The following is an 8,865-nucleotide window of genomic DNA, read 5'->3' on the forward strand; positions in this document are numbered from 1 at the left end:
GTTCAGGCGTTGGCGGGGGCGGCCAGCTGCGACAGCAGGGCCGCCAGGTCGACCGGCTTGACCATGTGCAGGTCGAAGCCGGCTTGCAGCACGCGGCGCTGGTCTTCGGCCAGCCCGTATCCGGTCAGGGCGATCAGGCGGATCTCGCTGGTGGCCGGGTCCTTGCGCAGGCGGCGCGCCACTTCATAGCCGTCGATCCCCGGCAGGCCGATGTCGACCAGGGCCACGTCGGGCCGCTCGGCCGCGGCCAGCTTCACGCCTTCCAGGCCGTCGCAGGCCTGGATCACCGCATACCCATACGAACCCAGCATGGTCGCCATCATCTCGCGGCCATCGTCATTGTCTTCGATCAGCAGAATGGTCGGCTTGCCCTCGGCCCTGACGGCATTCTCCGGCGCATCCACCGCCACCGCCGGTTCCGTGCGCGGCAGGCGGATCTCGAAGGTGCTGCTGCCGCCGCTGCCGCCGCTGGTGGCGCTCACGCTGCCGCCATGCAGCTCGACCAGGCGGCGCACCAGCGACAGGCCGATGCCCAGCCCGCCCTGCGAGCGGTCGATCGAGATCGAGCCCTGCACGAACACGTCGAACACGTGCGGCAGCAGGTCGGGCGGAATGCCGACCCCGGAATCGCTCACGGTCAGCACCACTTCCTCGTCCACCGTGTCGATGGCGATCTCGATGCTGCCGCCGCTGGGCGTGTACTTCAGCGCGTTGTCGATCAGGTTGGTGGCGATCTGTTCCAGGCGGGTCGGGTCGCCGTCGACCCAGCCGGCGCCGATCCGCGCGTTCAGCTGGTAGCCGGCGGTGCGGCCGGTGGCGCGGAAGGTGTCCAGGCAACCCGAGACCAGCGGACCGAGGTCGAGCCGTTTTTTGGATAGCAGGATCTTGCCGGACATCGCGCGCGACAGGTCGAGCAGGTCGTCGACGATGCGCGACAGGTGCTGGGTCTGACGCTGGATGATCAGGCGGGCGCGCCCGACCGATTCGGCGCCGGCGCCCGGCAAGCCGAGCAGGGAAGAAGCGCTGCTGATCGCCGACAGCGGGTTGCGCAGCTCATGGCCCAGCATCGCCAGGAATTCATCCTTGGCGCTGCTCTTGCGCTCGGCCGCGCGCCGCTCTTCCATCTCGCGCACCAGGCGCTTGTTGGTGGCGGTCAGCTCGGTGGTGCGCTGGGACAGTTTTTCCGCCTGGCGCTTGAGCTGCTCGTTCTTCATGGCCAGCGCCACGAATACCTGCACCTTGGCGCGCAGCACTTGCGGGATGACCGGGGTGAACAGGAAGTCGGCGGCGCCGCGCTGGTAGGCCTTCAGGCGGTCGATCTCGTCGGCCAGGAAGGCGGTGACGAAGATGATCGGGATATCCGCCGAACGCGGGCGCTGGTGGATCGCCTCCGCGGTCTCGAAGCCATCCATGCCGGGCATGTTGACGTCGAGCAGGATCACGGCGAAATCATGGCGCAGCACCTGACGCAGGGCGTCCTGGCCCGAGCGGGCCGACAGCACGTCGTAATTGCATTCCTCGGCCCATTGTTCAAGCAGGCTGGTCAGCGCCAGGAGGCTGGCGGCATCGTCGTTGACGACGAGGATCTTTGGCTTATCGGGGTTCGGCACGGCGTTCACGCTGGCGTCAATGCGTTGTATTCACAAACTTTACAAGGATAGCAGAGCGTTTCTTATTGCAAAATATATCTGCAAGAAGTGTTGCAATTAGTCATGATAGCACGTGGCCGGTAAAGACAAAAAGTCAATCGTGCGCACCCCGGCATCACGGTTCGGTGCCGCACATACGCATGGCAAAAGGGTATGCGATAGTGGAAACGTGTCTGGTTCAACCGTGTCAATGGAAGACAGGCGCCAACTTGAAAGGACAGACATGAATATTCAAATCATCGTAAACGACACCCATCACGATAAGTGCTTCCGCGAACTGGTCGAACAGCCGGTCACGGCCCTGCGCGGCATGACCCAGCAGCAGGCCGACGCCCTGCGCGATGCATTCGGCATTAACACCATCGGCGAACTGGCCGAACTCAAGGCCGTCAAATGGGCCCGTGCCATCCGCACCATGGCCTCCGCCGAAACGGATCCGACCTGCGATGTAGCCAAGGAAGCCCTGATCGACGACGCCGTCGAGATGACGTTCCCGGCCAGCGATCCGGTGTCGATCCAGTCCAGCATCACCCGCATCGAAGTGCCGCCCGAAAAAGTCGATGCCAGCACCGATCACCAGGGCGCCGCCGCCATCGAGGCGCATAACCAGGAAACCATCGGCTGCCACGCACTGGGGCAGGGTGGAGACAAGACGGCCGGCTCGGCCTGATCGTTTCGCGCGGGTAGTGTACGGGCGCGGCTGGAGACGGCCGGGCCCGTTTTGTATTGTTGGCGTCAAACGTCGTGCGCGCGCCAATTTGCCGTCGTGCGTGCGCCCAATTTCCCGTCGTGCGTGCGCCCAACTTCCCGTCGTGCCCGCGCCCAACTCCCGTCGTCCCCGCGCAGGCGGGGACCCAAGCTGGTATGCGTCTCGCCAGCGCAGGCGCACCTTGGGTCCCCGCCTGCGCGGGGACGACGGTTACAATGCGGTATTCAGGGTTTGCTCAACGATGCTGCGCCAGCTCCGGCGAAGCCGCCGGCGCCGGCGCCGGCGCGGCCGGCTTGACCGCCTGGGCGGCCTGGCGCGCCGCGCTGCCGTTGGCGCAGAAGCGGTTCTTGCCGGCGCGCTTGGCTTCGTACAGGGCGTAGTCGGCGATGCTGATCAGGTCGGTGACGTTCTCGGCGTCGTCCGGATACATGCTGATGCCGATACTGGTCGACAGCTGCAGGGTCAGGTCGTTGATGAAGAAGGGCTCGGACAGGGCTTCGACCAGCTTGGCGGCCGGTCCCTGGGCATCCGCCAGGCAGTGGATGTCGCCCAGCAGCACGATGAATTCGTCGCCGCCCAGGCGCGCCACCGTGTCTTCCTTGCGCGAGTTCGACAGCAGTCGCTGCGACACCATCTTCAGGATCTCGTCGCCATAGGCGTGGCCGTAGGTGTCGTTGATCGCCTTGAAGCCGTCCAGGTCCAGGTACATGACCGCCGCCTTGTGATGGTTGCGGTTGGCGTGCTGCAGCGCGGTCTCGATGCGGTCTTCCAGCAGGCGCCGGTTGGGCAGGCCGGTGAGGGCGTCGTGCAGCGCCAGTTCCTGCTGGGCGCGGCTATACTGGGCCAGTTCCTTGTAGAGCAGGCGCACTTCGAGCATGTTGTGGATGCGCTTGTGCACTTCCAGCAGGTCGAAGGGTTTGCTGATGAAGTCGCGCGCGCCGGCTTCGAGCGCGGCGATCTTGAAGCTGGGCTGGGCGGTCAGGGCCAGGACCGGCAGGTAACCGCCTTGCTCGATTTCCTTCAGGCCCTTCATGACCTGGAAGCCGTTCAGGCCCGGCATCTGCAGGTCGAGCAGGATCAGGTCGTAGTTGTGTTCGCGATGCAATGGGCATACCTGCTCCGGCAGCATCGTGGAGCTGACATCGGTGTAGCCTTCTTCACGCAATATCTCTTCCATCAGTTCGATATTGTCGGGTGAATCGTCTACAACCAGTATCTTGGCGTTCAGGATGTCTTGGCGGCTGGGCATGCGTACTCTCGTCAAATCAGGGCCGACGGCCGGGCAGGATGACCCCGGACCCACCTTCAGCACAACATTCCTAAGTCTAGCAAATGCCAGAGAATTTCTTGTAGGACAGCGCCGCGTGCGTCGGTAGGAACAACAACCTGACGCTAGCGTACGCCATTCCGGCCCATTGCGGGCGCCGCGATGCGGTGCGCCAGCGGTGCGGTCGGGCCCACCACCGAGGCTACCGTCGCGATCAGCTCGCTCGGTTCGACCGGCTTCGAAATATGCGCCGAGAAACCCGCCTCGAGCGCGCGCAGCCGGTCTTCCGAGCGCGCAAAGGCGGTGAGGGCGATGGCCGGGACCTGGCTGCCTTCTTCCCGGGCCAGGTGGCGCACCCAGTCGAGCAGCTCGAATCCGTCGACTTCGGGCATGCCGAGGTCGCTGATCAGGAGGTTGGGCGCCGCCTCGCGGAAGCGCGCAAAGGCCTCGCGCGCGCTGGCCGCGATGCGCACGCTGGCGCCGCAATCGCTCAGGATGCGCTTGATCAGCTCGCGCGCGTCCTTGTCGTCGTCGACCACCAGCACGTCCGCGCCGCTGAGGTCGAGCATCGTCATTTCCGGCGTGCTCGGGTTCGGCAAGATCATCGCGGCGCGCGCCGAGCGGCCCTGGGCCGGCTGGTGCTTGGCGAGCGGCAATTCGATCGTGAAGCTGGCGCCGCGGCCTTCGCCCGCGCTCTCGGCGCGCACGGTGCCGCCATGCTGTTCGATCAGGTGCTTGACGATCGCCAGGCCCAGTCCCAGGCCGCCGTGGCGCCGGGTCATCGACGCGTCGGCCTGGCGGAAGCGCTCGAACACGTGGGTGATGAATTCAGGCTTGATGCCGGCGCCGTTGTCGCGGACAGTGATCGCCACGTTGGCTTCGTTGCGCGCCAGGATCACCTCGACCAGGCCGTCGCGCGGCGTGAACTTGATCGCGTTTGATAGCAGGTTCCATACCACCTGCTGCAGGCGCGCCGCGTCGCCCGCGATCATGCCGGGCTCACCGTCGTAATGCTTCTCGATGCGGATGTTCTTGGCGTCGGCGGCCGGGCGCACGGTCTCGATGGCGGCGTCGATGAAACCGGCCGGCGCGATCACCTGCATGTCGAGCAGGACATTGCCCGAAGTAATACGGCTCATGTCGAGCAAGTCTTCGATCAGCTGGGCCTGGGCGCGCGCATTGCGCTCGATGGTCTGCAGGCCTTTCTGCAGGTCGTTCTGGTCGCGGCTGCCGCGGCGCAGCACCTGGGCCCAGCCGAGGATGGCCGACAGAGGGGTGCGCAGCTCGTGCGACAGGGTGGCCAGGAACTCGTCCTTCATCTGGCTGGTGCGCTCGGCCTCGGCGCGCGCCAGCCTTTCGCTTTCGAGCAGCACCTTGCGCTCCTCGGCGGCGCGCTGGGCCGCTTCGTACAGGCGTGCATTGTCGATCGCCACCGCGGCCTGGGCCGCGATGCCGCGCACGATGCGTTCGGTGCGCTCGGTAAATACGCCCGTTTCGGGGTGCCCGAAGAACATGGTGCCCAGCACTTCGCCGGAGTGCGCGACCACCGGCACCGCCAGGTAGCTGCGCACGGACGGATGGCCGGCCGGCAAGCCGAACGGCGCGCCATCCTGGAAGCGCGGGTCATGGGTGACGTCGGCGGACAGCATGACTTCCTGGACTGCCAGCGGCGGGAACGGCATGCCGGGGCCGAACAGGGCGTTGGGGCCGGCTTCGCCGAAGGGTTCGAATTCGGCCGTGCTGGCGCCCGACACCGTGTACAGCGAAAACATCTTGCCGTCGGCGCCGTCGCGGCCGTGATACAGGAAGGCGCCATGGCGCGCGCCGGCAATGCCGGTGGCGGCGTCGGCGGCGGCCTGCAGCAGGGAACGCAGGTCGCGCGTGGAGGCGAGGGCGCTGCCGGTGCTGTTCAGCAGTTCGAGCACGTGCGACTCGTCGCGCAGCGCCTGCTCGGCGCGCTTGACCTCGTCGACATCGGTGTTGGTGCCGAACCAGCGCACGACCAGCCCGTGGCGGTCGCGCACCGGATTGACGCGGGTCAGGAACCAGCGGTAATTGCCGTCCGCGCCGCGGATCGGATACTCCATCTCGAAAGGATCGCCGCTGCGCACGCAGGCCTGCCAGCGGTCCATCACGGTCGGCAGCACGCTCGGCTCGCAGGTCGATTGCCAGGCCCATCCGACCACCTGGTCGGGGGTGGTGCCGGTGTAGTCGAACCAGCGCTCGTTGAACCAGACGATGGCGCCGTCGGCCTGCGCCATCCAGGCCAGCTGGGGAATCGTGTTGGCCAGCGCGCGCAGCACCTCCTCGCTCTGGCGCAGGGTGTCTTCGGCGCTCTTGCGGGCGCTGATGTCCTGGACCACGCCGGTCATGCCGAGCACGCCGCCGCCGCGGTCCGGCTCGGCATGGTCGGCGCGTCCGACCAGCAGCACCCAGCGGTTTTCCTTGCCGTCGCCGCCCTCGGGCAGCAGGCGGCATTCGAGTTCGAGGTCGTTATGGCCGGCGAAAGCCTGCAGCACCGCGCGCCGTACCGGCTCGCGGTCGTTCGGATCGAGGCGGGCGCGCAGCGCGCTCCAGGCCAGCGGCGTTTCGGCCGGCAGGCCGAAGATGGCGGCGGCGCGCTCGCCCAGCGTCAGGCGGTCGCTCGCCGCATCCCAGCGCCAGTCGCCCAGGCCGCCGGCGGCCAGCGCCACCTGCAGGCGGTTGTTGCCCAGTTGGAGCGCCTGCTGGTCGGCCTTGCGGCGGTCGATGTCCTGGAAGTACAGGGTCAGCCCATCCGGCGACGGATGGGCGCGCACCTCGAACCAGCGCCGTAGCGCCGGGTAGAAGAATTCGTGGATCGCCGTCTCGCGCTTGCCCATCGCCTCGCGGTAGAGGGCTTCGAGCGGGCTGCCGCGCAGCTCGGGGAAGGCATCCCACACCTCGGCGCCGATCAGGCTGGCGCGGGTGCGCTGCAGCGGCGCCAGCATGTCCAGCGCGCGTCCATTGATATAGATGATGCGCCAGTCGTGGTCGACGGCGCAGACGCCATCGGACAGGCTTTCGAGCATGTTTTCCATGCGCGCGTTGGCATGCCGCAACGCTTCCCTGGCCTGGCGCAGCTCGTCGCTCATCGCGTCTCCGATGCCGCAACTGGTCCGCGACGCAAAGGCGCGGACGGCCGGAGCGGCGGGAACGGTCGGTAGGTGCTGCCAGTCAAATCGGTCAGGGTCATCTTTCGTGGCTGTGGGCGCGCGCTGGGACCCGCCGCGCGGCGGGCGCGGGCGTGCCCGCCCTGCGTTGTTGGCAAGCCGTACATGAATTCTAGCCGAGCCTGGACGGTTTGATGCACACCGTTGCCCGTCTCAGGTGCGTGCCCGCATCTTGCCGGCGACGGTGTCGAGCGCGGACTGGAGTTGGTCGAGTTCGTAGGGTTTTTGCAGCGACAGGTAGGGGAACTCGACGTGGCGCAACAAGGTGTCCCCGTAGCCGGAAGCGAAGATCACCTGCATCACGGGCGCGTCGCCGAGCGCCTTGCGGGCCAGTTCGACGCCCGACATGCCCGGCAGGCTGACGTCGGTGAACAGCACGTCGTAGCGGCCGGCGGCGAGGCGGGACAGCGCATCGTCCGGATGGCCGACGCCGTCCGCATGGTGGCCGAAGGCGCGCAGCATCTCGCATACCAGGTACTGGGAATCGACATTGTCTTCGACCACCAGGATGCGCATGGGCCCGGCAGGCGCTTCCGCGGCGGCCGCGGCAGCGGCGGTCGCCGGGGCCAGCACGCACAGCACGCCCGCGACGCTGCCGTCCTCCGCGCGCAGCGGCGTGAAGTGCAGGTCGTGGGCGCCGTCCGCGCCGTTCGCGCCGCCCGGGCCCGATGGCGAGCGGGCGAAGCCGAACGAGCGGGCCGGGGCGACGGCGGCGTCGCCGTTCCAGGCGCGTTCGAGTTCATCCGGGGCGGCGGCCAGCGGCGGCGGCATGACCGGCGGCACACTGCCGCCCGGCACCTTGCCATAGCCGGGGCCGGCGAGGGCGCCATAAGCGTCGTTGAAGAAGACCGTCATGTCGCGGCCCCATACCATTAGCGCGGGCAACGGCAGGTTGAACAGCAGGTCGGCCGCCATCCGTAGCGGCCAGGGCCATTGTCCGGGTTCACCCAGCCGGGTGGCGGACCAGTCGAAGGAGCTGGAGGAGCGGGCAGGCTGTCCGGTTTGGATCATGGCAGGATGTACAGACTGTTATCTAAACGAAAAGAACGAAATCCTACACCAAATCCGGAATGGCGGGCGGCGCGCACGCGCGCGGGCAGACGGGCAAAAAAAAAGGTTCTTCACGGATTTCCGGGAAAGGCGGCTTGGATCTTGAGGAAGAAGAAGGCGCTGTCCCGGTAACCGTAGGCCATCCGCTTCATCACCTTGATACGGTTGTTGATGCCTTCGAGCTGGCCGGTGTGCATCGGCCAGCGCACTCTGGCCAGGATGCCGCGCCAGTACGGTGTGAGCTTGGCTGCAAATTTTCTTAGCGGCTCGATATCACTGTCGCAGGCCATCGCAAGCCAGGTGCGCCAAGCGACGCGCCACTGCCTGGCACTGCCTGTCTGCCAGAGTTCTTTCAAGCTGGCCTTCATCACGTAGACAGTCATCAAGGCCTGGTTTGCCGCCAGGAGCTCATCGAGCTTTGCCTGTTGGTCGGACGGTACGTTTTGCCGGTTGCGCAGCAAGAGCCAGCGCGCTCGCTTGACGACTTTGCGCTGCGGTAGATTGTCGCGCAGACGATTGGCCTCGTCGACGCGCACACGGTCGATCACTTCACGGCCATACTTGGCGATGACGTGAAACAGGTCGTACACGACACGAGCGTTTGGACAGTGATGCTGTACTTCCAGGTCAAACGCCGTGTTCATGTCCATCGCGACGGCTTCGATCCTGGCGCAACGCGCGGCCCCGAGCCATTCGAAAAATGGTCGGATCGCTTCACGGCTGCGGCCTTCTCCGACCCAGAGCACGCGCCGCGTATCGGCATCGAGCACGACGGTTGCATAGCGATGGCCTTTGAATAGCGCAAACTCGTCCATTACCAGTCGCGTTGGCTGAGCTTCGGGCAACGCAGCCAACTGCCGCTCCAGTCGGGCTCGCTCGATCGTGCGCACCGTTTCCCAATGCAGGCCAGCGAGCTTGCAGATGAACTGACCCCATAAAGTTGGACGGTTAAGTTCGCTAGGCAGCCAAGGCCTGGGTCCTGTACTGAACAGGGCTCAG

The 8,865-nt window shown here is 66.4% G+C and carries 5 protein-coding genes and 1 pseudogene; 1 reads left to right on the top strand and 5 read right to left on the bottom strand.

What is annotated here, in order from left to right; genetic code table 11:
• Positions 1-2: 2 nt before the first annotated feature.
• The gene (locus tag AC3A6M_RS22580) at positions 3-1,610 is read right to left on the bottom strand and encodes a response regulator (RefSeq protein ID WP_487854961.1); all 1,608 of its coding nucleotides are present in this window, start codon (positions 1,608-1,610) and stop codon (positions 3-5) included.
• Positions 1,611-1,872: 262 nt separating this feature from the next.
• On the opposite strand from AC3A6M_RS22580, the gene AC3A6M_RS22585 reads away from it, so the two are divergent.
• A complete protein-coding gene (locus tag AC3A6M_RS22585; protein WP_487854962.1) occupies positions 1,873-2,319 on the top strand; it encodes a hypothetical protein in 447 nt (148 codons plus the stop codon).
• A 274-nt stretch (positions 2,320-2,593) separates the two neighbouring features.
• Here AC3A6M_RS22585 and AC3A6M_RS22590 read toward each other — a convergent pair whose 3' ends face one another.
• From AC3A6M_RS22590 to AC3A6M_RS22605, 4 genes and pseudogenes are all read right to left on the bottom strand, one after another.
• The gene (locus AC3A6M_RS22590) at positions 2,594-3,607 is read right to left on the bottom strand and encodes a response regulator (RefSeq protein ID WP_487854963.1); all 1,014 of its coding nucleotides are present in this window, start codon (positions 3,605-3,607) and stop codon (positions 2,594-2,596) included.
• Positions 3,608-3,750: 143 nt separating this feature from the next.
• Positions 3,751-6,738, bottom strand: coding sequence for a hybrid sensor histidine kinase/response regulator (locus tag AC3A6M_RS22595; protein ID WP_487854964.1), 2,988 nt, complete (start codon positions 6,736-6,738; stop codon positions 3,751-3,753).
• Positions 6,739-6,969: 231 nt separating this feature from the next.
• On the bottom strand, positions 6,970-7,827 hold the full coding sequence (locus tag AC3A6M_RS22600) for a response regulator (protein WP_487854965.1): 858 nt from the start codon (positions 7,825-7,827) through the stop codon (positions 6,970-6,972).
• A 110-nt stretch (positions 7,828-7,937) separates the two neighbouring features.
• Positions 7,938-8,789 (bottom strand): annotated as a pseudogene (locus AC3A6M_RS22605) (ISL3 family transposase); the annotation flags it as partial.
• Positions 8,790-8,865 lie beyond the last annotated feature (76 nt).

The organism is Telluria sp. Soil_C_11 (genome assembly GCF_057657395.1).

Bases quoted from the DNA above. Each gene is read 5' to 3' on its own strand.
- AC3A6M_RS22585 (WP_487854962.1), top strand. From the start codon at position 1,873: ATGAATATTCAAATCATCGTAAACGACACCCATCACGATAAGTGCTTC.
- AC3A6M_RS22590 (WP_487854963.1), bottom strand. From the start codon at position 3,607: ATGCCCAGCCGCCAAGACATCCTGAACGCCAAGATACTGGTTGTAGAC.
- AC3A6M_RS22595 (WP_487854964.1), bottom strand. From the start codon at position 6,738: ATGAGCGACGAGCTGCGCCAGGCCAGGGAAGCGTTGCGGCATGCCAAC.
- AC3A6M_RS22600 (WP_487854965.1), bottom strand. From the start codon at position 7,827: ATGATCCAAACCGGACAGCCTGCCCGCTCCTCCAGCTCCTTCGACTGG.